Here is a 22,409-nt window from a genome sequence, read left to right as displayed (position 1 = left end):
CTGCCACCATGAACCGTTCCGCCACGGTGTTGCTGACGCTGCTGGCCTTCGCGGCGTTGCTGTTGACGGTCGCGGCCTGGGCGTCCCGCCGCACCCACAACGCCGCCGATCTGGCGCTCGCCAATCGCCGTCTCGGCGTTTGGTTGCTGGCGCTGAGCTGCACGGCGAACACCGTCAATGGCTGGATGCTGATGACGTTGGCCGGCGCCGCATTCGCATGGGGCTGGTCCGCGGCGTGGATTTGGCCAGCGTTCGTGAGCGGCGCTGCGCTGAGTCTGTTCTTCATCGCTCCTCGTCTGCGCAACGTGACAGTCGCGCAGGGCAACTCCACCTTGTTTCAATTGTTGAGCGGCGACGCCGGCGATCGTTTGCAGCCGTGGGTGGCGCGCTCGGCCATTCTCATTTTTCTGTTCTGCGTGTTGCTACAAACCAGCGCCATGCTGCGATTCGCGGGCGGATTGCTGGTAGACGAGTTCGGCTTCAATGCGATCAGCATGGCGCTCACGTCGGTCTCTCTAATTACTGTGGGTGTATTCGCCGGCGGACTGCGCGCGTGCGCGGTGGGAGATGCCGTGCAAGTGATCGCGATCGGAATATTCGCGGCGCTGCTGTTGATCGGCGGCACTGTGTCGATCGGGGGCTGGGAGCAGTATCGGATCGCTTTCGATGCGCTCGGCCCGGTCGCGACCGATTGGTTCGGGGCTCGTCACGGCGTGGTCGCGCTGGCGTTCGCCGGCGGTGTGTTTTGTATCGGCTTGGGCACGACCGGCCAGCCGCAGCTCGCCACTCGGTTCATGGCGGCTCGCGACGAGCTCGCATTGCGTCGGGCTTGCTGGCTGACGTTGGCCATGATCGCCGTGCTGGTCGGACTCGTGTTGGGTTGCGGTTGGGTGGCGAGCGTGCTGTATGCCGGTTTGAATCGGCCCGAGCTCGCAATGTTTACTATCGCCGAACGTTTGCTGCCGCCGCTGCTCGCGGCCTTCATCGTCGCCAGTTTGATTGCGGCCATCCTTGCTAACGTCGGCAGTCAGCTGCTGGCGCTGGCTTCGAGCTTCGGCATCGACCTGCGCCGCGTGAATGCGCCATTGTCCCTGGCCTGGATGCGGGCGGCGATGGTGCTGTCGGCGGTGTTGGTTGTGCTCTCGACGCTGTGGGCGCCGGTGACGGTATTCGAGCATGCAATGTTTGGTTATGCCGCCATCGGCGCGTCTTTCGGGCCTTTGCTCCTGGTGCGCCTGTGCGGCAAACGCGTACGGCCCGGCGCGACCGTCGCGGCCATCTGGTCCGGTTTCATTCTGTCCTTGCTATTTCATCTGTTGCCCGACTCGCCCGGCGATTTCCTGGAGCGCGTGATGCCGTTCGTCGCTGCGCTCGGCATCGCGCTCACCGGTGGCGAACGCCGCCGCAACCCGGATCGCGCCGATCGTTCCCAGGAAACCGTGCACGACCGGGTCCCGATCTGAGGTCATGCATGGCTTCGCGAAACAAAGCAGCTCGCAAGACGGCATCGCGCAAGGCATCCAACAAACGATCGAACAAAGCGTCCGGAAAGACGTCGAACAAGACATCGAAAAAGACGCGGAGCGGGGTAGCCACCGTTGCGCCCCAGAGTGACGCTGCGCGAATCATCGCGGCGATCAAAAAGATCCCGCGAGGCAAAGTCTGCACGTATGGCAATGTCGCGGACGTTGCTGGTTTGCCCCGGCGTGCCAGGCTGGTCGGGACGGTGTTGAGGCAGACGCCGGCGTCACGAGGATTGCCGTGGTTCCGGGTGATCAACGCCAGCGGGCGCATTTCCTTTCCGCTGGGCAGCGACGCCTACGCGCGCCAACGCAAACACCTGGAAGCTGAAGGCATCGACTTCGTGGGCGGTCGGGTGGATCTGGACCGCTACGGCTGGCCGCCCCGGGCCAAGCTGCTGGACGAGCTGCTCTGGGGTCCCGTCTGAATCCGAGGACCGGTTAACCCGATTCGACCCGGTGCTCCGTTCATACCCCCCGTGACGCAAGCCGCGTCGATGTGGGGACCATAGTCATGAATGGGGCCATGAATCTCGGCAAGAATCAGCACAAGAATCGGGGCATCGATCGGGCCGTGCGCCGCGCCCTCGGTCGGGGATCGGTGCTGATTGCGGCCGCCGTGCTGAGCGCCTGTGCGGCCAAGCGGGAGGAACGGGACGTCCTTGCTCAGGAAGTCCAGTATGAAATGCCTGCCGCAGCTCCCGTAGAGAACGAGGTGATCCAAGCGTCGCCGGTGACCGGGGATGGCCGCGGGGCCGTGGCCAACCAGGTGGCCAGAGCCGAAGCGCGCATGAAGCTCACATCCGCGCCCATGGCCCCGCCCCCGATGATGGCCATGCCCAACCCGGCCGACACCGAGCGCTATCAGCATCAAAAGGACAACGGCGTTCAGCTCGCGGCCGAGCAACCCGTCTCGACCTTCTCCATCGATGTGGATACCGGCTCCTATGCCAACGTGCGTCGATTCCTCAACGACGGGCGGCTGCCGCCGCAGGACGCAGTGCGCGTCGAAGAAATGATCAACTACTTCGATTATGACTACGCACCTCCCGGCGATCGTGAGACTCCGTTCCGGGTGTCCACCGAGCTCGCGGCTGCGCCTTGGAACTCACAAGCGCTGCTCATGCGCATCGGCATCAAGGGTTTTGAGGTCGAAGCGAAGCAGCGGCCCGCCGCCAACCTGGTGTTTCTGATTGACGTGTCCGGCTCGATGGATTCACCCGACAAGCTGCCGCTGCTGAAGAATGCATTTCGCTTGCTCACCGACCAGCTGACCGGACGCGATCGCGTCTCCATGGTCGTGTACGCCGGCAGCTCCGGTGTGGTGCTCGAGCCCACACCGGGTGATCAGAAACATCGCATTCAAGAAGCGCTGGCGCGCTTGTCGGCGGGCGGCTCCACCAACGGCGCGTCCGGTATCGAGCGCGCCTATCAGCTGGCGCACGATACGTTCGTGAAGGGCGGCATCAATCGTGTGGTGCTCGCCACCGATGGCGATTTCAACGTGGGCACCGTGAATTTCGAAGCCCTGGTGGATATCGTGGAGCGCGAGCGCGCCACCGGCGTGGAGCTGACGACGTTGGGCTTCGGCACGGGCAATTACAACGAACAGCTCATGGAGCGGTTGGCCGATGCGGGCAACGGTAACTACGCTTATATCGATACATTGTCCGAAGCGCGCAAGGTGCTGGTCTCGCAATTGAGCTCGACGCTGTACACCATCGCCAAGGACGTGAAAATCCAGGTCGAGTTCAATCCTGCCGAAGTGCTCGAGTATCGGCTGATCGGTTATGAAAACCGAATGCTCGCGCGCGAGGACTTCAACAACGACAAGGTCGACGCCGGTGAGATCGGCGCCGGTCATCGCGTCACCGCGTTGTATGAAGTCGTGCCGGTCGGATCGAAGGGGCGCTTGGACCCATTGCGTTACGGAGCGAAATCCGAACAGGCCGCAGGGAAGGGCGAGCTCGCGAATGTCCGGCTGCGCTACAAGAAGCCCGGGTCCGATAGCAGCGAGCTGCTGGAATATCCGATTCGAAAGGACGCGACTGTGGCAGCCGACAAGTTGTCTCCCGATTTTCGTTTCGCAGCCAGCGTTGCGGCATTCGGCCAGCTGCTGCGAGGTGGGAAGTATCTCGGCGATTTCGGTTACGACGATGTCACCAAGCTGGCTGGCGGCGCGCTGGGCGAGGACCGCGACGGTTACCGTCGTGAGTTCGTGTCGCTGGTGGCGCTGGCTCGCAGCCTGACGCCGCCGGCCACGCCGGACGCCGGCAAGATGAGTCAGATCTCGCGGTGAGTGATCGCTGCTCCCGTGAGCTGATACTCTTAGCTGCATGGATCTTTCATCGAGTCCTGGCACGCAGCCGATGGCTGTAGCAGCCGGCGAAGTCGGGGGCGCCGCGGCGCCTTCGGCCGCCGGCGCAACGGTGTCGACCATCGGCGCCGCCCCGGATGACGCGACGCTCATGCTTCGCTATCGCAAGGGCGACGTCCGCGCGTTCGAAATGCTTTACGAGCGGCACAAGGGTGCGCTGTATCGCTACTTGCAGCGCCTGTGCCGCAGCCCGGAAGTGGCCAACGATCTGTTTCAGGAGGTGTGGAGCAAGGTGATCGCCAGCCGCGAGCGTTACGAGGCGCGGGCCAAGTTCACGACGTTCCTGTTTCATATCGCGCACAACTGCGCGGTCGATCATTTTCGGCGCGCCGGTCGGCCGCAGGACAAAGGCGCGCAGGACGTCGATGCACTGGCCGGCGAGCTGCCCGGGCCGAGCCATGAAAGTCCCGATGCGGCGCTCTCGGAAGCTCAGCTACGCGCGGACTTCAAGCGTGCGTTGGACGAGCTGCCGGCGGAACAACGCGATGTGTTTCTGTTGTACGAAGAGACCGGGCTGGGGCTGGAGGACATCGGACGCATCACCGGCGTCGCCATGGAAACAGCCAAGAGCCGCTTGCGTTACGCCTTGGGCAAGCTGCGCGGCGCGCTGCGCCAGCATCAATCTCCGACCCTGCAGTCGAGCGTGTCATGACTGAACCCACCGACAAACGCCCGCTCGACGAAGCCGACGAGCAACAGCTGGAGCACTACCTGAAGGGGGATTCCAGAGTGTCACGTCGATATCGTGAGCTGCCCGGGGTGGAGGTTCCTCCGTCGCTCGATCGTTTGGTCTTGGGCCGGGCGCAGGAGGCGGTGAAGCATCGCTCGTCGCGGCCTGTGTGGGTGCGCTGGTCGGCGCCGTTCGCGGTGGCCGCTTCGGCGGTGCTGGCATTGGCTATTGTCATCGAGACCGGCGTGCGTGATGAAACAACGGTGTCGTCGGTTCTGCGGACTCAGCAGAAGATGCAGATCGAAGCCGCTGAGCAGTCTGCGCCACCGACCGCACCACTGGATGTTCCTGCTCCGTCTCAGCTAACGAGAGAAGAACAACGCGCGCAGCTGAAGGGAGAGGAATTGCGAGCCGCTGAGAGGAGAGAAGAACCCGGACCGGCGCCGAAGGGAGAGGAATCGCGAGCGGCGCTGAAACGTGAAGAACCGAGCGCTGTCGAAACGAGAGTGCCCGCGCCGGCTGCGGCGCCAGCGCCTCGGCCCGCCGCACCCGCCTTCGCGCCGGCGCCGCCACCACCGGAAGCGCGTTCCAAGCGATACGTCACTAACGAGGCGCCAGGCTCTGCGCAAGCCGCCAGTGCTTCACAGAGCGATGCCAAGGCTTCAGCCGACCAGACCGATGTCGAAGCTTCAGCCGGCGCGGCCGAGGCGGAAGATGAGCGGATTGCCGTTCAGCGCATGATGCGAGAGGAACAGAGTCTGTCCGCCGCATCCCGAGGCGCTGTCGATACGCGCGCGCCAGTCGCTGTCTACTCACGGCCGATCAGCGCCAACATGTCGGCGCCCCGCACGTATTTGGATCCGGAGGAGTGGCTGAAGGATATTCGTCAGCTGCGCAAAGAGAACAAACAAGAGCAAGCTGACCGCGAGTGGCGCCGCTTCCGCGCCGCTTACCCCAACCACGAAGTCGCCGAAACCGACCTCGCTCGCGAAGCCGAGAGGTGAAAACGGAGGGCCGAAGAGCGGCGCGCTTGTTGCAGATCAAGCCACCGCCGCCGCGATCCGCGGCAAATAAACTTGCATCGTGGTCCCGCGACCCGGCTCGCTATCGATCTTCACTCTTCCGCCCGCCCGCGAAACGATCTGATCGACAATCACCAATCCCAAGCCAGTCCCGCGATCGCCCTTGGTGGTGAAGAACGGTTTGAATGCATTCAGGCGCGTCGTTTCATCCATGCCCGCGCCCGTGTCGCGTACGTAAATGGCAACGTAGGTCGCCCGCTCATCATCCTCGTCGCCAATGACGGCGTCTTCGTAATCGATGTCGAGCTCGCCCCCTGTCGGCATCGCGTCTCGCGCGTTCAACACGAGATTGAGCATCATGCGCTCGAACTGCGACGCGTCCATGAACACTCGACTCACAGAACCGGAGCCGCGTACGCGCAACCGGATGCTCGCGCCAAGCAAAAGCCGAAACATTTGAGAACATTTCGACAACGCAGCGGTGATATCGAGCACGCGTGGCGCGACTGGATCGTCCTTGCCAAAGCTCACGATCTCTTCGGTGAGCGCCTGGCCCCGCTGCAAGGCGTCGATGACTCGCTGAGCATAGTGATCCGCTTGTGGCGCGAGGTTGGGTACGCGACGTAGCAGCTCGGTGAAGCCGAGTGCGATGCTGACGATGCCCCGAAAATCATGCGCGACGCCGGCGGCCATGCGACCGAGCGCCTCCATGCGATGCAGCTCCATCAAGTGGCGTTGATAGCTTTCCAGCGCCGTCTCGACGTGACGATATTCGTACTCCCCATAAACGCGCGAGATCGTATCGGCGACCGCCGCGGCGAAATCGCTCTCCTGCTCGGTCCAGACACGCGGCGCGCCGATGTGTTCGTGACAGACCACGCCGACGACCTTGCCGCCGAGGTAGATGGGTGCATCCAGCAACGAAGTGATGCCGAGCGGCTCGAGGTAGGCGTCCCGCAGCTGAGCGGTGGTGGTCGCGCTCAACGCGTTGTCCGCCGCGACGGTGCGCTGTTCGTGCAGCGCCTGGAAGTAACTCGGGAAGTCCTGGGCTCGCAGCACCGCGCCCTGAAACACCTGGTGATTGGATAATTGCAACAGATACCGGCAGCGCAGGGCGCGATCCTCATCCGCCAGGATCCACACGCCGACGCGCTCGACGTTCAAATTGCGTGCCGCGATCTCCGCCAGCTGCAGCCACAACTCGCGCAGCCGCGATTCGGGGCTGGCGTGCAGCTTGGCCAGCTGCAAGCGCGCCGCGTCGAATGAAGCCGGGCTTCCGCTGCCTTCTCCCTGCCGAGATTCTGCGCTCATGCTGCCTCTGATCGCCTCAGCGCCCATGATGACCAGTGGGATGGGCCAGTGCGAAGGCTGCCTGACTGTACCCTTGGATGGCCTGGCATCCAATACGTTCATCCGGCCGGATTCCTCCAGCGTCGCCCGGTCGGCACGATGCGGTAGAATCCGCGGCTGGCTTGATTGCACGACTGACGTGGCGGCCTGCGGCCCGGAGCCCAGGCGCCGCGGAGATGGACGGAATGGAAAAAACGATCGAAAAACTGCTGTTCGCCAGCCGCTGGATCCTGGCGCCGGTGTATCTGGGCATGTCGCTGGCGCTGGTGGCGCTCGGCGTCAAGTTCTTCATGGAGCTGTATCACCTGATGACGCACGTGGTCACCATGGGCGAGTCGGACCTGGTGCTGATGCTGCTGGCCATGGTCGACATGGTGCTGGTCGGCAGCCTGATCGTGATGGTGATGTTCTCGGGTTACGAGAACTTCGTGTCGGCGCTGGACGTGGACGAGGGCGCCGAGAAGCTCAGCTGGCTGGGCAAGCTCGACGCCAACTCGCTGAAGCTCAAGGTGGCTTCGTCCATCGTCGCGATCTCATCGATTCATCTGCTGCGCGCCTTCATGGAGACCAAGACCACGGTGGCGAATGTCGACGGACAACAGGGCGGTGAGGCCACCCTGATGTGGTACGTCATCATCCACCTCACCTTCGTGGTGTCGGCGGTGATGATGGGCGTGCTCGATCGCATCACCGCCAAGTCCCACGGCAGCCACGATCACGAAGGCGAGACTTGATCCCTGATCTTCTGCGCGTGGCGTCTCGTTTATGACGCCGTGTGCTGCGCCGGCTGCTGACCTTCCGCGTAGAACTGCAACGACGCCGAATTGAGACAGTAACGCTGGTGGGTCGGCGGCGGCCCGTCGGGGAACACGTGCCCGAGATGCCCGTCGCAACGGCGGCAGCGGATTTCGGTGCGGATCATGCCGTGGCTGGTGTCACGCAGCTCGGTGATGTGCTCGGGGTCGAACGGCTGATAGAAGCTGGGCCAGCCGGTGCCGGACTCGAATTTGGCGTTCGCCTGGAACAGCGGCAGGCCGCACAGGCGGCAGGCGTACAGCCCCGATTCCTTGTTATTCAGCAACGTGCCGCAGAACGGGCGCTCGGTGCCGTGATCGAGGATCACATATCGCTCCTCCGGCGTGAGCGAAGCCGCGACCTTCTCGCGCTGCTCGCCTTTCAAGGGGCGCAGATCGTAGCCGCTGGCTGAGGTGGTGAGCTGTTGGTTGCGGTTTTCCATGGGATTTCCTCGGAGGGGCTGTTGTCGAGAATTGGCGGCGTCGTCCGCTAAGTCAAGGTCGGGACAGGCACCGGCAGCTGGCCGGTGGAACGCGGTGGTGGGCGCGGGGGTTTTAGGCGGACAGCTTCCATTATCATTCACCCATGAGTACGGATCCCTTCACCGTCGGCGCCCTGCCGGTGCCGCTTCCCAATTGTTATTGGGTGCGGCCCGGGCAGTTGCTGGCTGGGGAATATCCGGGGTCGATGTCTCGGGGTGAAGCGACCGAGCGCGTGCGGAAGCTGCTGCACGCCGGGATCAACAGCTTCATCGATCTCACCGAGGAAGGCGAGCTGCCGGCCTACGACACCCTGCTGGCCGAGCTCAGCGAGCAGCACATTCGTTACCGCCGGCTGCCGATTCTCGATCACGGCCTGCCGGATTCGCCGGCCCATATGGCGCAAATCCTGGATCTGATCGACAGCGAGCTGGCCGCCGGGCGCCGTGTGTATGTCCATTGCCGTGCCGGCATCGGTCGCACGGGCACGACGATCGGCTGTCATCTGATCCGCAGCGGGCTCGGCAGCGAAGAGGCTATCGATCGCTTGCAGGACTTGTGGCAGCAGTGCGGGCGCGCAAGGCGCTGGCCGACCATTCCGGAGACGGACGAGCAGCTCGAGTTCGTGCGGCTATGGAGTGAGCGAATCGTCTCGGGCAGCGCCGCCGATCTGGTGGGGCGCTACGAAGCGAGCCTGCTCGGACTGGCGATAGGCGACGCCGTCGGGAGCATGGTGGCCAACAGTCGTTTCGATGCCGCGACCCTCGCAGCCGCCGGCGGCTTGCGCGACGCGGGCACTCTGACCACTGGCGCGAGCACCGCGATGACGCGGGCTCTGGCCGAAAGTTTGATCGCCAGGGGCAACAACGATTCCGACGATCAAATGCAACGCTATCTCGCCTGGAGCCAAAGCGTCGGCAATATCGGCGTGCCGCAGGAAGTGCGCCGGGCGCTGAAGGGTTGGCAGTGGTCGCGCAAGAAGCTGGCCGGTACGCACGATCCTTCCAACCTCGATCCGCATTCATTGCCACGCACCCTGGCCGTCGCGATGTTTCTTCGCAATGATGCAAAGGCGGCCATCGAAGGCGCAGTGGAAGCTTCGCGCACCACGCAGCAGTCGCCGGTGGTGCTGGACCTGTGTCGCGTCTGGGCGGCGCTGTTTGTCGATGCGTTCGCCGGCGTGAACAAACAAACGTTGCTGGACTTCGACGGGCCGGCCATGCAACTGGTGAGGCAGCGTGAGCTCAAAGCGCCGGTCAAGCAGCTGTTTCGAGGGCGCGGCCAGCCGTGCACCGACGCCGACGATGCCGTGTCGGTCACCTGCGTGGCATTGGACGCGTTTGCGTCCGGCAAGACCTTGCATGATGTTCTGATCCGACTGCTGACGACGTCGCGCGCTGCGCCCGCAGCCGCGGCGTTGAGCGGCGCCCTGTGCGGGGCTTATCACGGCAGCGTCGCCATCCCTCCCGAATTGCAGCGGCAACTGCCGGACGAGGCAGTGCTGCGCTCACTGGCTCGCCATCTGCTGCCGGTTTGATATATCGAACGATGGCGACCCAGCGGTCTCGGAGCAAACCCACCCAACGCACCTCGACTCGCCGGCGAAGCCGTGCTCGCGAGCCGTCCTGGGTGCACCTGTCAGATGAAGAACTGTTACAGAAACGTTTCTGCGATCTGCGGCTGAGTCTGCGCCACACGGTCATCGATCAGCACATACGCCGCATCCGTCGCGATTTGAAGCGCCGCGGCATTCGTTTCGCCCCACATGTGTGGCTGTCCGAAGAATGGTTCTCACCGGACGGCGTTCCCGGCATTGCCATCGCGTTCTATATGGCGCATCCCCGCCTGATGCGGCTGGAACGGCGGATGATGGACGAAGTGGAGGGCGGCAACGCCAGCTGGCTCACCCGGATCATGCGGCACGAATTCGCGCATGCGCTGGACAACGCGTATCGGCTTCGCCGCCGCAAGGAATGGCGCGAGACTTTCGGCGATCCCGACCGGCCGTATCCGAATGTTTATCGGCCGCGTCCGGCCAGTCGCGACTTCGTGCTGCATCTGGGCCATTGGTATGCGCAGAGCCATCCAACCGAAGATTTTGCGGAAACGTTCGCGGTTTGGATGCAACCGAAGGCACGCTGGCGGCGCGACTATCAGGGCTGGCCGGCGCTGCGCAAGCTCGAATACGTCGATCGCTTGATGGGCGAACTGTCCGGCGTGCTGCCGCACGTGATGAATCGAACGTTGATCGAGCCCATCAGCAAGAACGAAACCACGCTGGGCGAGCATTACCGCCGCAAGCGCGCCCGATACGAATTCGATACGCCGGACGCTTATGACCTGCGGCTCAAGCGCGTCTTCGGCAAGCATCTCAAGGGGCGCCGGCGCATGCGCGCCAGTACGTTCGTGCGCCAGGTCCGGCCGGAAATGGAACGTTGGCTGATGCGGCGCTCGCGGTTGTATCCTTATCTCGTGCATCATGTGGTGCGCACGGTGATCCACCGCTGCCGCGAGCTGGATCTGGTGCTGGATACATCCAAGCACCAAGCCAAGCGTGCGTTGCTGGGAACACTGGAGCGAATCTTGATCGACATCCTGCGGCGCGACCGCGAGCGTTACACACTGTGAGAGCCGTGATGAGGGGAGACTAAGGCATGGGGCCAGCCGCCGTATGAAGCCGTCGCGCGTCCTGGTGCTGATGCATGAGAGTCTCGTGCCGCCGGCCAGTCTGGAAGGGCTCAGCGACAAGCAAATCGACGAATTCAGGGCGGAATACGACGTTACCGCGACCTTGGAAAAAGCCGGTCACGAGGTCAAGAAGCTGGGCCTGGGAGACAATCTTTCCGAGCTGCGCTCCATCATCACCGACTGGAAGCCGGACGTGGCTTTCAATCTGCTCGAAGAATTCCAGGGCATCGTCACCTACGACCAGTACGTGGTCGCGTTCCTGGAGCTGATGAAGCTGCCGTACACCGGCTGCAACCCCCGCGGCATGATGATCTCGCGCGACAAGGCGTTGTCCAAACAGATCCTTTCCTATCACCGCATTCCCACGCCGGGCTTCGCGGTGATTCGCAAAGGGCAGCGCTATCGGCTGCCTCGCAAGCTCAAGTTCCCGCTGTTCGTCAAATCGGTGACCGAGGACGCCTCGCTCGGCATTTCACAGGCTTCGGTGGTGCCCGATGCGGATCGCCTCAAGGAGCGCATCCAGTTCATTCACGAACAGACCAACTCGGACGCGCTGATCGAGGAATACATCGAAGGCCGCGAGCTGTACGTCGGCGTATTGGGCAACGAACGGCTGCGAACCTTCCCAGTGTGGGAGATGGACTTCGGCACCTTACCGGACGTGATGGCCGGCATCGCCACGCGCAAAGTGAAATGGGATCGCCGCTACCAGAAGAAGCATGGCATCCGGACGGGCGCGGCGCAGAACCTGCCCGAGGGCTGCGCCGCTTATCTGGACAAGTTGTCCAAGCGCATTTTCCGCTCGCTGTACCTGAGCGGCTATGCGCGCATGGACTTTCGCATGCGTCCGGACGGCAGCGTGTTCGTGCTGGAAGCCAACTGCAATCCGAACATCAGCAGCGATGAAGATTTCGCCCACTCGGCGCTCGCCGCCGGCATCGAATATCCGGCGTTGCTCGAGCAAATCATCCGAGTGGGCAACAACTATCAGGCGGCGTGGCGCGCGGACGAGGAGTGATTACTCCCCGCCGCTGCCGGTCCACTGATTCAGCCACTGCTCCACCTGCTGGTGCCAGCGCACGCTGTTGTTGGGTTTGAGCACCCAGTGGTTCTCGTCCGGGAACATCAGCAACTGGCTCGGGATGCCACGGCGTTGCAAGGCGGTGAAGGTCGACAAACCCTGCGAATAGGGCACGCGATAGTCGAGCGAGCCGTGGATCACCAGCATCGGCTTGCTCCATTTCGTGACGTGATTGACCGGGTTGTGCTTTTCGACGTTCTCGGGCACTTCGTAGGCCGCGCCGCCTTGCTCCCATTCGGAGAACCACAGCTCCTCGGTGGTGTAGGCCATGGCGCGCGTGTCGAAGATGCCGGCGTGATTCACCAGGCACTTGAACGGCTCGGCCCAGTTGCCGGCGATCCAGTTGATCATGTAGCCGCCATAGGAGGCGCCTAGAGCGCACATGCGCTCGCCGTCCAGCCACGGATATTTCTGGAGCGCGGCCTCGAGACCTTTCTGCAGATCCTCCAGCGGCTTGCCACCCCAGTCTTGACTGATGGAGTCGGTGAAGGCCTGGCCATAACCGGTCGAACCGTGAAAGTCGATGAACACCGAGGCGTAGCCGGCGCCCGCGTAGGTCTGGGGATTCCAGCGATAGCTCCACGAGTTGCCGAACGAACCCTGCGGACCGCCATGGATGATAAAAGCCACCGGATATTTGCCGCCTTGCTTGAAGGTCGCGGGCTTCATCACATAGCCGTACACCGTGGCGCCTTCGGCGCCGACGAACGTGAACTGCTCGGCGTCGCCGAGCTTGAGCTCCGCCAGCGCCGCTTCGTTCATGCGTGGCAGTGCGCGCAGGTCGCCGCCCTTGATGGTGAGCACCTGCAGTTCGGCGGGCGATTTCAGCGTCGAGTTGGTCATCACGATTTCTTTTTCACCGACGCTGAAGGCTTCCACGCGACCGGGGCCGGTCAGCATGGTGGGCTTGCCGGTCTTCACATCGATCGACCACAGCGGGTGCTGGCCGAAGTGATCGGTGGTCACGAACAGAGTGCGGCCGTCGTGGGCGAACTTCATGTCGCCCACCGAGCGGTCCCAGTCTTTGGTGAGCGCGCGGCGCTCGCCGGTCCTGGTGTCCATGACCACGACATGGAAGCTATCGGATTCGAAGCCCGGGCGCTCCATGGCTCGCCACGCCAGTTGACTGCCATCGCGCGAGAACACCGGCTGGGTGTCCCAGGCCGGATTGTGTTCGGTGAGATTGCGCAGGCCGCTGCCATCGACCGCGACTTCATACAAATCGAAGTTGGTCGACCACGGCTCGTTCTTGCCCTTCAAGCGGGTCGAAAACACCAGTTTCGAGCCATCGGGTGAGAACGTGTATTCGCTGGCGTCGCCGAACGGCTTGGACGGAATGTCGGCGTCGAGCGCCTTGCTCACCGATACCGGATCGACGGCGCGCCCGTTGCTCAAAGTGAGCGTAAATAGCTGCGAGATACGGCCGTCGCTCCAGGTATCCCAATGGCGCGCGAAAATGCGGTCGTAAACCTGGGCGCTGTGGTTCGCTTCCTTGGTTTTATTGAGCCGCTCGACCGTGCAGGGCAGATCGGCGCAGTCCGGGAACACTTCCAAGGTGACGGCGAGGCGGCCGCCGTTGCTGGCGACCCGGAACGAACCGACATCGAGCGGCAGATCGGTCACCTGCCGCGCCTCGCCGCCGTTCACGGGCAAGCGCCAGACCTGGCTGGAGCCGCTGCGCGTGGACAGGAAATAAAGCTCGCGGCCGTCGCTCGACCATTCCGGCGAGCTGTCGTTGCCCGAGTGCGTGGTCAACCGCCGAGGCTGCGCGCCTTTGGTCGCCAGGTCCAGCGACCACAGATCGGTGCGGCCCCGATTGGCGGCCATATCGGTCTCGCGCACGCTGAAGACCACGGTGCGGCCGTCCGGAGAAATGGCGGGACTGGAGACCCTCTGCAAACGAACCAGATCCTGCGCGGTGAAGGGTTGGGGTCCCTGGTTTCGAGCTTCCTGGGCCACCGCCGTTACGAGCGGCAAGGCGAGGCACGCGGCCAACAGACAGGTGGCGGGGGCGAACTGCAGACGCATCACGGGCACGACTCCGTTCCGGAGAAAGGGCGGGAGTATAGAAGAACCGCGGCGGGCGGCGTCGTGCCCGGACTATTTCCCTGGTCTATTTCTTCTCGTGAATCACCGCAAAGGCGCTGGTGTAGCTGTGCAGGAAGGTCGAGTTCTGGATCGGCCCGAACTCGCCATCGCAGAAGAAGCCGCCGATGGGCAGGTCCGCGACCAGTCGTCGGAACGCGTTGCTGTCGTGGTCCGCCTGGCCATAGAGGCCGATGCCACGGCCATGACAGGAGAACAACAGCGCGCCGGCGTCCGGCGGGACGTCATGCGATGCCCTGTAGGTTGTCAACGTGCGTTCCAGATCGAGCGCCGAGGTGGCGGCGTCTCGCAGATGGAATTGCACCACGCTGTTCGAGGGCACGTTGGCGCTGACCCAAAGCGCGCCGCTTTGCGGGTCCATGCCGAGAATGCCGCGAATCAGGAAGTCGCCATGAGTGAATTCGCTCGCGTCCGCCCGCATGGCCATGCCCAGGTGCAGCGATTGACTGAACAACTCGCGGTCCGGGGACGGCAGGCGCTCGAACAGCTCCGACAGCACGTCCCTGGGCGAGCGGCCATCGAGCTCGCGAATCAGATTCTCGTGCGCCGAGGTGACGAACATCGGATCGCCGATCGGGCGGCAGCCCTGCGCGACCACCATATCGATGTCGATGTTGCCGGTGAGCGCCAGCGAGATGCAGCCCGAGTGATAAACCTGGTTGCCCAGGTACAGCGCGCTGCCGCCGACCTGGCGCGCGCCGCTCGACAGCCCGCCAATCTTCGGCGCCATCGGATAGATCCGGTCCAGGCCCTTGATGAAGGTTTCGGCTTCGAAACTGAAAGGATCGGCTAGCAGCAGGAAGGACGGTTGCTGAGCCGCGGTGACACGCATGGCGTCTTCCCAGGCACGCGCCTCCGCATAGACCGGCGGCACTTGCGCGGCGTCCAGATGCGTACCCTTCAAGCGCACACCGGGCAACACCGCGCCCGTCAGAGAAAACGCCGGACGATCCTCGATCTCCCGCCCGCCGCCGATGACACCGCCGCCACAGCAGCCGAAGATGAAGACGTTTTCGAACTCCCGCTGCAACAGGGCCGGCACGGCGTCGAAGTGCGCCGAGTGCTCGGCGCTGACGAACACGATAGCCAGGTCCGGCTCCTGCCGGCCAAGCCCGAGATACACGGTCTCGGCGGCGTGCTCCACAGCGGCCCGCAAGGAATTATCGGTGTCGACGGCGGATGCCCAGCGCATAGCCTTCCTGCGTGAGTGCGAGACGAGCGGTCGATTCTAGGCATTCTTTCGTTAAATGCCATTCTGCAATCGCCGCTCATGCGAGCGCCGGGTTTTTACCGACTCCGCGCGACGATGCGCGACTATGCAGGCGTACCCCAGTTGTTATCGACTTCGAGCTGCGAATCGGCGATCCACGCTTGCATGTGCGCGTCGTGAACCAGTTGCTGCTGATAAGCCGCGGCCACCTCGCTGGAGAACTTCGCGCCATAGTGACGGAAGCGCAGAGCCACCGGTGCGTACATGGCATCGGCGATGGAGTACTCGCCGAACAGCCACGGACCTCGTTGCGCATATTGCGAACGGATCTCGTGCCACAACTGCTGAACACGAGCGACATCCGCTTCGCCTTCCGGCGGCAGCTGCACGCTGGCAGTTCCGGTCGCTTTCATCGGCCAATGCGTGCGCAAGGCTGCAAATCCGGAATGCATCTCGGCGCTCACTGCCCGCGCCAGCGCGCGAGCCGCGGCGTCAGCCGGCCAGGCCCGACCTTGCACCTTCTCGTTGAGATACTCGGCGATCGCCAGCGAGTCCCAGATCGTAATGGCGCCGTCGACGAGCACGGGCACGCGGCGCGTCGGCGAATACTTGACGATGTCGCGGTGGAACGCCGGTGTGTCGAGCGGCAGCTTCACTTCCTCGAATTCGATGCCGAAGTGCTTGAGCACCAGCCAGGGACGCAGCGACCAGGAAGACAGGTTCTTGTTGCCGATGACGAGAGTAAGCATGGAGAACACACTGCAGGGAGTAGGGTAGGCGACTTTACCCGCACCGGTGCGTGTCTGCTGCGAAATGAAATGAACCAAGCTGTGGTTTTTCTTAAACTAACCCGACCGTTCCGGACCGACCTGGCCTTCCCGATTCCTGGTACTTATGACTGAACACCATCTTGCAACGCTGGCGGTGCGCGCCGGCCAGGTTCGCACTCACGAAGGCGAACATGCCGAGCCCATCTTCACCACCTCGAGCTACGTGTTCGCCAGTGCAGCCGAAGCGGCCGCGCGGTTCGATGAAAGCGTCAAGGGCAACATCTACTCGCGCTTCACCAATCCGACAGTGCGCTGTTTCGAAGAGCGGCTCGCGGCTCTGGAGGGCGCGGCCTCGTGTGTGGCGACCGGCTCGGGCATGGCGGCCATTCTGGCCACTTGCATGGCGCTGTTGAAGGCGGGCGATCACATCGTTTGTTCCGACAGCGTGTTCGGCTCCACCATCGCGCTCATCAATCGCTACCTGGTGAAGTTCGGTGTCGAGGTGACGTATGTGCGTCCCGACGACAACCAGGCCTGGCGCAGCGCCGTCAGGAACGACACCAGGTTATTTTTTCTCGAGACGCCCTCCAATCCGCTGGCGGCGATCGCCGATATTCGCGCCATCGCCGATATCGCGCACGAACGCGGCGTGCTGCTGGTCGTCGACAATTGTTTCTGCACGCCGGCATTGCAGAAGCCGTTCGAGCTGGGCGCGGATCTGGTGATCCACTCGGCCACCAAATATCTCGACGGCCAGGGTCGCGTGGTGGGCGGCGCGGTGCTGGGCAATGAGCAACTGGTCGGCAAGGACGTATTCGGTTTCATCCGCTCGGCCGGGCCGAGCATGAGTCCGTTCAATGCCTGGGTGTTTCTGAAAGGTTTGGAAACATTGCAGTTACGCATGCGTGCGCATTCGGAGGCGGCGCTGCAGCTGGCGCGCTGGCTCGAGACTCAAAAAGGGGTTCGCAAGGTGCACTACGCCGGCTTGGAGTCGCATCCGCAACACGCGCTGGCGAAGCGCCAGCAGAGTGGCTTCGGCGGCATTCTCGCTTTCGACGTCGAACATGGCCGCCAGGGCGCCTGGGCCTTCATCGATGCGACGCGCCTGATGTCGATCACCGCCAATCTGGGGGATGCGAAAAGCACCATCACGCATCCCGCCACCACCACGCATTCGCGCATCACGCCGGCCGAGCGGGAGCGCGCCGGCATCACCGAAGGCTTGTTGCGGATTTCGGTTGGCCTGGAAGATGTACGCGATCTGCAGGCGGACATCGAGCGCGGCCTGGCCGCCGTCACCGCGGTTGGCGCCCGATGATGCAAGAGTCGCTCACCGGGATTCGCGCGCTCTGCTTCGACCTCGACAACACGTTCTGGGACGTGATGCCGGTGATCGAGCGCGCCGAGCAGGCCATGTACGATTTTCTCGCTTTGCGGTATCCGCGCGTGACGGCGGCCATGACCGTGGAGATGCTGCGCAAAGCGCGCGTCGAAACCGCGCGCGCCTACCCCCAAATGGCGCATGACTTCACTTTTTTGCGTCGGCAAACGTTGGCCGATCACGCCCGGGAGTTCGGTTACGCCGAAGCCATGGCCGACGAAGCGTTCGAGGCATTCATCCAGGCGCGCAACGAAGTGGTGCTATACGACGACGTTCTGCCCGGCCTGGAGCGGCTCAAGCAACACTTCCGCCTGTTCACTGCCAGTAACGGCAACGCCGACCTGGAACGGATCGGTCTGGCGCATTATTTCGAGCGCAGTCTGTGCGCCCGGCAGGTCGGCGCGCTCAAGCCGGATCCGCGGCTATTCCACAAGGTAATCGAAGGAACCGGCCTCGAACCACAACAGGTTGTGTATGTAGGCGACGATCCCGCCCTCGACGTGGTAGGGGCGCGAGCCGCCGGAATGGTGCCGGTCTGGATCAATCGCGAGCAGGTCGAATGGCCGACCGAGCACGGGGTGGCGGCGCACACGGTGCGGACTTTGGATGAGCTTGCCGTCCTGCTCGGGCTCCAGCGGTGACCATGCGCCACCACCGGTCATAACTTTCGTCAGGGTAGTGCGCACCGCACTCGTTGCGAGCGCACCTGTAGGCCGGGTTCGGACCGCCATACATCCGTCGTTGTATCCCTATTTTCAAAGACCTGCGGCCGTTGTCGCCGATTGCCTTGGTTCTTTGATTGGCGTAAATTCCGCGCCGTTCGTTGTGCCTTTGCCCGCTTTTTTCTCTGGCTTGGCCAGCCGGGTCATTGAAGACCCTTTGATCGGCCAACTTCTGAAAAATCCGACGAGACCGCGAACGTAGGCCTGGGACCTCAACCGCAATGCTCGAGTCAGGAGCGACTGGGTGTTGCAGGGGCGGAGCCCGTATGTAACCAGGCCTCGCAGTGATGATTGTTCCCAAGCAGGGGGATCGCGCTCGAGGCTTTTTCAGAGAGACTGTATCGCTATGACAAAGATCTATGTGGGTAACCTGCCGTTCTCGGCGAACGAGGACCAGGTTCGCCAGCTGTTCGAACAGCACGGCACCGTCGAATCCGTCGCCTTGATCAACGACCGTGAAACCGGTCGTCCTCGCGGCTTCGGCTTCGTGGAAATGCCGCGTGCCGATGCTCAGCGCGCCATTCAATCGCTGAACGGAAAAGACATGGGCGGTCGCCCGCTGCGCGTGAATGAAGCGCAGGAACGTCAGGGTGGCGGCGGCGGTGGCCGTGGCCCCCGTGGTCCGGGCGGCGGTGGTGGCGGCGGCGGTCGCTGGTAAGCGACCCAAACGAAGCCAACTTCGTTCACAAAGGCCCCGCGGCAGCGATGCCGCGGGGTTTTTTATTTGGGATGGATTTCACACAACCGAGCCGCCTCGGTGAGGCCCCAGGGCGCCATTCAGGCGAAGTCGCATACAGCGCTCGTGCTGCAGGCCGGTAACGATGATGCGATCGCGTGACCGGCTTCAGACCGGCCGATGGCAGATTTGTGTCTTCACCGGAGAACTTTGTGAAATACCAGCTACTCGCGGCAGCTGTCGCAGCTGCCCTGAGTGTCGGCTCGGCCGCCCATGCCCAGTCCCCCGACGATGAGTTCGCGCAGATTCGCTCACAGTTGCAAACTCTCATGCAGCGAGTCGACCGACTCGAAGCGGAGAACAGCGCGCTGAAGGTCGAAAACGATCAGCTCAAGCTGCGGACCGAGCAGGTCAGCCAGCAGCTGACGCGAGCGGCGGACGCGCCCAAGCCGGCCGTCAAGGCCGCCGACTGGCCCAGCCGCATCACGCTCAAGGGCGACGTTCGCTATCGTCACTCGCAGACCGAAGATGAGCGCGTCAGCGGCACTCGCGAGCAGGAGATCCTGCGTGCGCGCCTGTCGCTCGAAGGCAAAGTTAACGATCGCATCGTCGCCGGCGTCGGCGTCACGACCTCCGCGGCGCCCGGCAGCCCGCGTGGCGGCAACGTTACCTTGGACGACACGTTCTCGCGCAAATCGTTGTATCTGGAACTCGCTTATTTCGACTGGACCATCGCCGGCGACACGCACCTGATCGGCGGCAAGATGAAAATGCCGTTCGAGCGTCCCGGCCAGAGCCTGTTCTGGGACAACGACATCACTCCCGAAGGTCTGGCGGTGACGTACGGCGCGGGCTCGCTGTTCGGCTCCGCGTGGAGCTACTGGATCGATGAAAACGTGCAGACCGGCACCGGCGCGAGCAGCAACAGCGACGCCAAAATGTATGGACTGCAGGTGGGCAATCGTTTCGATATCCACGGCGACAAGCTGACGATCGCCGCGTCATATTACGATCTGGCCGCGGCCAAGGGTCGTCGCCCGTTCTACGGCGGCAATGCCAATGGCAATTCGCTCGCCAGCACTGGCGGGCTGGCCTATGACTTCCAGGTCGTGGGTCTGATGGCCGAGTACAACACCAGCGTCGGCGGCATGCCGCTGCAGGTGTGGGGCGACTTCGCCAGGAACCTCGACGCCGAATACGACACCGCGTTCTCCATGGGCACCATGATCGGCAAGGCGTCCAACGCGGGCACTTGGGAAACGGGCCTGGCGTATCAGCTGCTCGAGAAGGACGCGTTGTTCGCTCAGTTCATCGACGCCGACTTCGGCGGCGGCGTGTCGGACGCGGAAGGCTGGGTGCTTCGTAGCGGCTATGCGCCGCTGAAGAACTTCGTGCTGAGCGCGACCTACTTCAAGAACGTCGGCAATCGCAACGTCGGCAGCGAGTATGACTTCGATCGTCTCATGATCGATTTCAACACCCGGTTCTAACAGCGGCGCGAGGCTCGAGAATGACTCGTATCGGTGCTTTCGCGGCGGCCTGGCTCGCTGCGCTGTTGTGCTGGTCAGCGGCGCACGCCACCGACCTGGAGCCGGCGATGCAGGCCAAGGTGAGCGCCAAGACCCGGCAGATCCAGGCGTGGGCGGCCGAGGCCGCCATCGTCGATGCGGTCAAGGCTTATAACGCCGGCAAGTCGGCGCAAGCCGCATCGATGGATCAGTCGAAGTGGCAGGCCACCAGCGTCATCGATCCTTATGTGCGTGGCCTGACCAAGACGCCGGCGGCAGAACTGCTCAAAAACCACCGCAGGGCCAGCGGCGAAGTGATCGCCGAAGCGTTCCTTTCCGGCGCGGACGGCGGCAAGGTGGCCTTCCTCGGCAAGCCTTCCAGCTGGAGTCATCAAGGCAAGGACAAACACGATGAGCCGATGAGCGGCAGGATCTGGCAGGGCGAAGTGGAGATCGACGCCTCATCGGGCCTGCGCCAGGTGCAGGTCGCGGTGCCCGTGCTCGATGGCCGCAAGCCCATCGGCTCGCTGGTGGTGGGCCTGAGTCTCAACGCGTTGGCCCAGCAACCTCCGCAAGGCAGTCAGCAAACATCGTCGGTGAGTGCCAGGTAACTTTTATCGTCAGTCTTATTGCACTCGGCGCCGCGGGAACTGTCTCATCCGTCGGAGGATTAAATTCTTGACGGCGCTTGCCGATACATCGATGACAGGCGGTGTGACGGCGCGAGCAGTCAGCAATCTTGAGTTTTCGGTAAACGAGAGGTGCTTGGCGATGGCTGATGCGGGTTCAGGAACGGTCGTTGCGGTTCCCAACTTGCGCGAGTTCTTTCACGACTCGGTGCAGAGGGCACTGCGTAATCAGCGCGTGGCTGTCGACGATCACACCGAGCACTACGTCGTGAACGTGCTCACAATGTTCGCGCGCTCCGAAGAGTTGTACGAACGAACTCCCGAAGGCGTGCGACTCAGGCCGCTGGCTCACATGCTCGCCGACGCGGCGTCCGCGCCATCCAGTCAGCAGCGAGACGAAACGCTGCGCCGGCTCGGCGACGTTTCATTGTTCATCGCCGGCTTCTTCGCTCAAAGCTTCGCCCGCAAGCTCGTCGATGTCGATTATCACATCGCCATGGGCGGACGTGCTTACGGCACGCTTGCCGAGAATCTGCGTTATTCGATCCGTGGCCAGGCGTTCGCGGCGGTCTTCATGGAGCTGGCCGGGAAATTCCAACGCCTGGTGGATGTGCTCAACGACGTCGCCGAGATGGCCTATCAGCACACCGATAAGGACATCCTGCGTCTGTACGAGATCTGGCTGAAGACTGGCAGTCCGCGCGCCTTTGCGATCCTGCAGCGACTTGGTGTGGCGCCGGTGCAGGCCGGCGCAAGGCAGGAGCACTGACATGCTGCTGCGTCGGATGCAGTCGCTGCTTACACGACTGTACGACGCACCCGTCGAGCACGACGCCGAGGACTTCCTGATCTGCGATCCGAAGCGACTGCGTGAAGTCGTCGGCGATCAGCAGGGCCCACTCAGCGACGAGCAGGTGTTCGTGGTGCAGGAGGACGGCGCCGTGCGCATCGGGTTGTTCATCGACCAGCGCGTGCTCGAGCGTCTGGAGCGGCACGATCCGCTGAAGGCATTGGACGAGCGCAACCTGCACGATTTCTGCACGGCGCTCGAAGGCGTCAGTCACTTCCATTATCTGATCTGGAGCGTGGCACGGGGTCGGCCGGTGTCGCTGCTGGAATTGGAGCTGCAGGCGGAAGTGGACAAGTACGCCAGCGCAGTGGCGCTGATGACCCAGCAGCGCGCGGGTGCCTTTCCTGGCGCGCTACACGCGCGGATGTTCAACGGTGTGAGTTTCCTGCCGCAACTGGATCAGGCCAGTCGTCGGCGCTACGAAGAGGCGAACCGGCACGCCGCGCGCTACTGTCGGTCGCTGGATCAGCGATATCTCCATCCGCGTCGCTCACGGCCGGAGAAGTGGCTGGCCGAGCTGCGGCGCTTCTTCCGGTGCGGTCATCAGGAGAAGATCCGCCAACTCGCGGTCTGAG

21 protein-coding genes are annotated in these 22,409 nt (G+C 63.3%); 16 read left to right on the top strand and 5 right to left on the bottom strand.

Features of this window, described 5'->3' with window-relative positions; translation table 11 throughout:
- Positions 1–8 precede the first annotated feature (8 nt).
- The 5 genes from JM946_RS22855 (at position 9) to JM946_RS22835 (ending at position 5,571) form a co-directional block, all read left to right on the top strand.
- The gene (locus JM946_RS22855) at positions 9–1,463 is read left to right on the top strand and encodes a sodium:solute symporter family transporter (RefSeq protein WP_203169689.1); all 1,455 of its coding nucleotides are present in this window, start codon (positions 9–11) and stop codon (positions 1,461–1,463) included.
- A gap of 8 nt (positions 1,464–1,471) precedes the next feature.
- Positions 1,472–1,948, top strand: coding sequence for an MGMT family protein (locus JM946_RS22850; protein WP_203169688.1), 477 nt, complete (start codon positions 1,472–1,474; stop codon positions 1,946–1,948).
- Positions 1,949–2,046: 98 nt separating this feature from the next.
- Entirely contained in the window at positions 2,047–3,819 is a 1,773-nt protein-coding gene (locus JM946_RS22845) for a vWA domain-containing protein (protein WP_203169687.1), read from the top strand.
- Between the two features lie 70 nt (positions 3,820–3,889).
- Positions 3,890–4,549 carry an RNA polymerase sigma factor gene (locus JM946_RS22840; protein ID WP_203169686.1) on the top strand — a complete coding sequence of 220 codons (660 nt, stop codon included), beginning with the start codon at positions 3,890–3,892 and terminating at the stop codon, positions 4,547–4,549.
- On the top strand, positions 4,546–5,571 hold the full coding sequence (locus JM946_RS22835; protein ID WP_203169685.1) for a hypothetical protein: 1,026 nt from the start codon (positions 4,546–4,548) through the stop codon (positions 5,569–5,571). Before JM946_RS22840 ends, JM946_RS22835 begins: the two co-directional genes overlap by 4 nt.
- 36 nt (positions 5,572–5,607) lie before the next feature.
- Here the strand turns inward: JM946_RS22835 and JM946_RS22830 are convergent, their stop codons facing one another.
- Positions 5,608–6,900 carry an ATP-binding protein gene (locus JM946_RS22830; protein ID WP_203169684.1) on the bottom strand — a complete coding sequence of 431 codons (1,293 nt, stop codon included), beginning with the start codon at positions 6,898–6,900 and terminating at the stop codon, positions 5,608–5,610.
- A gap of 224 nt (positions 6,901–7,124) precedes the next feature.
- Between JM946_RS22830 and JM946_RS22825 the strand changes: the two genes are divergently transcribed.
- Positions 7,125–7,673, top strand: a complete 549-nt coding sequence (locus JM946_RS22825; RefSeq protein ID WP_203169683.1) for a TIGR00645 family protein — start codon at positions 7,125–7,127, stop codon at positions 7,671–7,673.
- Positions 7,674–7,702: 29 nt separating this feature from the next.
- On the opposite strand, the gene msrB is transcribed toward JM946_RS22825, so the two are convergent.
- Complete coding sequence (gene msrB / locus JM946_RS22820) at positions 7,703–8,176, bottom strand: peptide-methionine (R)-S-oxide reductase MsrB (protein WP_203169682.1); 474 nt, start codon at positions 8,174–8,176, stop codon at positions 7,703–7,705.
- A 143-nt stretch (positions 8,177–8,319) separates the two neighbouring features.
- Between msrB and JM946_RS22815 the strand changes: the two genes are divergently transcribed.
- From JM946_RS22815 to JM946_RS22805, 3 genes are all read left to right on the top strand, one after another.
- Positions 8,320–9,750, top strand: a complete 1,431-nt coding sequence (locus JM946_RS22815; RefSeq protein WP_203169681.1) for an ADP-ribosylglycohydrolase family protein — start codon at positions 8,320–8,322, stop codon at positions 9,748–9,750.
- A 92-nt stretch (positions 9,751–9,842) separates the two neighbouring features.
- The gene (locus JM946_RS22810; RefSeq protein ID WP_203169680.1) at positions 9,843–10,841 is read left to right on the top strand and encodes a putative zinc-binding metallopeptidase; all 999 of its coding nucleotides are present in this window, start codon (positions 9,843–9,845) and stop codon (positions 10,839–10,841) included.
- A 43-nt stretch (positions 10,842–10,884) separates the two neighbouring features.
- Positions 10,885–11,919, top strand: coding sequence for a D-alanine--D-alanine ligase family protein (locus tag JM946_RS22805; protein ID WP_203169679.1), 1,035 nt, complete (start codon positions 10,885–10,887; stop codon positions 11,917–11,919).
- Here JM946_RS22805 and JM946_RS22800 read toward each other — a convergent pair whose 3' ends face one another.
- The 3 genes from JM946_RS22800 to JM946_RS22790 all read right to left on the bottom strand — a co-directional run bounded on the left by JM946_RS22800 (position 11,920) and on the right by JM946_RS22790 (position 16,047).
- Complete coding sequence (locus JM946_RS22800) at positions 11,920–14,010, bottom strand: S9 family peptidase (protein WP_203169867.1); 2,091 nt, start codon at positions 14,008–14,010, stop codon at positions 11,920–11,922.
- A gap of 85 nt (positions 14,011–14,095) precedes the next feature.
- Positions 14,096–15,280, bottom strand: a complete 1,185-nt coding sequence (locus JM946_RS22795; RefSeq protein WP_203169678.1) for an FIST signal transduction protein — start codon at positions 15,278–15,280, stop codon at positions 14,096–14,098.
- Between the two features lie 122 nt (positions 15,281–15,402).
- A complete protein-coding gene (locus tag JM946_RS22790; protein ID WP_203169677.1) occupies positions 15,403–16,047 on the bottom strand; it encodes a glutathione S-transferase family protein in 645 nt (214 codons plus the stop codon).
- 145 nt (positions 16,048–16,192) lie between these two features.
- On the opposite strand from JM946_RS22790, the gene JM946_RS22785 reads away from it, so the two are divergent.
- The 7 genes from JM946_RS22785 to JM946_RS22755 all read left to right on the top strand — a co-directional run bounded on the left by JM946_RS22785 (position 16,193) and on the right by JM946_RS22755 (position 22,408).
- Positions 16,193–17,386: an O-succinylhomoserine sulfhydrylase gene (locus JM946_RS22785; RefSeq protein WP_203169676.1), complete on the top strand. Its 1,194-nt coding sequence runs from the start codon at positions 16,193–16,195 to the stop codon at positions 17,384–17,386.
- Positions 17,383–18,090 (top strand): HAD family hydrolase, encoded by a 708-nt coding sequence (locus tag JM946_RS22780; RefSeq protein ID WP_203169675.1) that lies wholly within the window; start codon positions 17,383–17,385, stop codon positions 18,088–18,090. The genes JM946_RS22785 and JM946_RS22780 overlap by 4 nt, the downstream gene beginning before the upstream one ends.
- Before the next feature lie 427 nt (positions 18,091–18,517).
- A complete protein-coding gene (locus JM946_RS22775) occupies positions 18,518–18,829 on the top strand; it encodes an RNA recognition motif domain-containing protein (RefSeq protein ID WP_203169674.1) in 312 nt (103 codons plus the stop codon).
- Between the two features lie 230 nt (positions 18,830–19,059).
- Positions 19,060–20,337 (top strand): putative porin, encoded by a 1,278-nt coding sequence (locus JM946_RS22770; RefSeq protein ID WP_203169673.1) that lies wholly within the window; start codon positions 19,060–19,062, stop codon positions 20,335–20,337.
- A 20-nt stretch (positions 20,338–20,357) separates the two neighbouring features.
- Positions 20,358–20,966, top strand: a complete 609-nt coding sequence (locus JM946_RS22765; protein ID WP_203169672.1) for a hypothetical protein — start codon at positions 20,358–20,360, stop codon at positions 20,964–20,966.
- A gap of 154 nt (positions 20,967–21,120) precedes the next feature.
- On the top strand, positions 21,121–21,753 hold the full coding sequence (locus JM946_RS22760; protein ID WP_203169671.1) for a hypothetical protein: 633 nt from the start codon (positions 21,121–21,123) through the stop codon (positions 21,751–21,753).
- 1 nt (position 21,754) lies between these two features.
- Positions 21,755–22,408 (top strand): hypothetical protein, encoded by a 654-nt coding sequence (locus tag JM946_RS22755; protein WP_203169670.1) that lies wholly within the window; start codon positions 21,755–21,757, stop codon positions 22,406–22,408.
- The last annotated feature ends 1 nt before the right edge of the window (position 22,409 follow it).

The sequence above is a fragment of the Steroidobacter gossypii genome, assembly GCF_016801985.1.
Classification (GTDB): domain Bacteria; phylum Pseudomonadota; class Gammaproteobacteria; order Steroidobacterales; family Steroidobacteraceae; genus Steroidobacter; species Steroidobacter gossypii.
This window is presented reverse-complemented; position numbering and strand designations above follow the sequence as displayed.

Coding starts and splice junctions, on each gene's coding strand:
- JM946_RS22800 (WP_203169867.1), bottom strand. CDS start 14,010: ATGCGTCTGCAGTTCGCCCCCGCCACCTGTCTGTTGGCCGCGTGCCTC.
- JM946_RS22840 (WP_203169686.1), top strand. CDS start 3,890: ATGGCTGTAGCAGCCGGCGAAGTCGGGGGCGCCGCGGCGCCTTCGGCC.
- JM946_RS22805 (WP_203169679.1), top strand. CDS start 10,885: ATGAAGCCGTCGCGCGTCCTGGTGCTGATGCATGAGAGTCTCGTGCCG.
- JM946_RS22845 (WP_203169687.1), top strand. CDS start 2,047: ATGAATCTCGGCAAGAATCAGCACAAGAATCGGGGCATCGATCGGGCC.
- JM946_RS22775 (WP_203169674.1), top strand. CDS start 18,518: ATGACAAAGATCTATGTGGGTAACCTGCCGTTCTCGGCGAACGAGGAC.
- msrB (WP_203169682.1), bottom strand. CDS start 8,176: ATGGAAAACCGCAACCAACAGCTCACCACCTCAGCCAGCGGCTACGAT.
- JM946_RS22855 (WP_203169689.1), top strand. CDS start 9: ATGAACCGTTCCGCCACGGTGTTGCTGACGCTGCTGGCCTTCGCGGCG.
- JM946_RS22755 (WP_203169670.1), top strand. CDS start 21,755: ATGCTGCTGCGTCGGATGCAGTCGCTGCTTACACGACTGTACGACGCA.
- JM946_RS22785 (WP_203169676.1), top strand. CDS start 16,193: ATGACTGAACACCATCTTGCAACGCTGGCGGTGCGCGCCGGCCAGGTT.
- JM946_RS22850 (WP_203169688.1), top strand. CDS start 1,472: ATGGCTTCGCGAAACAAAGCAGCTCGCAAGACGGCATCGCGCAAGGCA.
- JM946_RS22830 (WP_203169684.1), bottom strand. CDS start 6,900: ATGAGCGCAGAATCTCGGCAGGGAGAAGGCAGCGGAAGCCCGGCTTCA.
- JM946_RS22835 (WP_203169685.1), top strand. CDS start 4,546: ATGACTGAACCCACCGACAAACGCCCGCTCGACGAAGCCGACGAGCAA.
- JM946_RS22815 (WP_203169681.1), top strand. CDS start 8,320: ATGAGTACGGATCCCTTCACCGTCGGCGCCCTGCCGGTGCCGCTTCCC.
- JM946_RS22825 (WP_203169683.1), top strand. CDS start 7,125: ATGGAAAAAACGATCGAAAAACTGCTGTTCGCCAGCCGCTGGATCCTG.
- JM946_RS22765 (WP_203169672.1), top strand. CDS start 20,358: ATGACTCGTATCGGTGCTTTCGCGGCGGCCTGGCTCGCTGCGCTGTTG.
- JM946_RS22780 (WP_203169675.1), top strand. CDS start 17,383: ATGATGCAAGAGTCGCTCACCGGGATTCGCGCGCTCTGCTTCGACCTC.
- JM946_RS22795 (WP_203169678.1), bottom strand. CDS start 15,280: ATGCGCTGGGCATCCGCCGTCGACACCGATAATTCCTTGCGGGCCGCT.
- JM946_RS22790 (WP_203169677.1), bottom strand. CDS start 16,047: ATGCTTACTCTCGTCATCGGCAACAAGAACCTGTCTTCCTGGTCGCTG.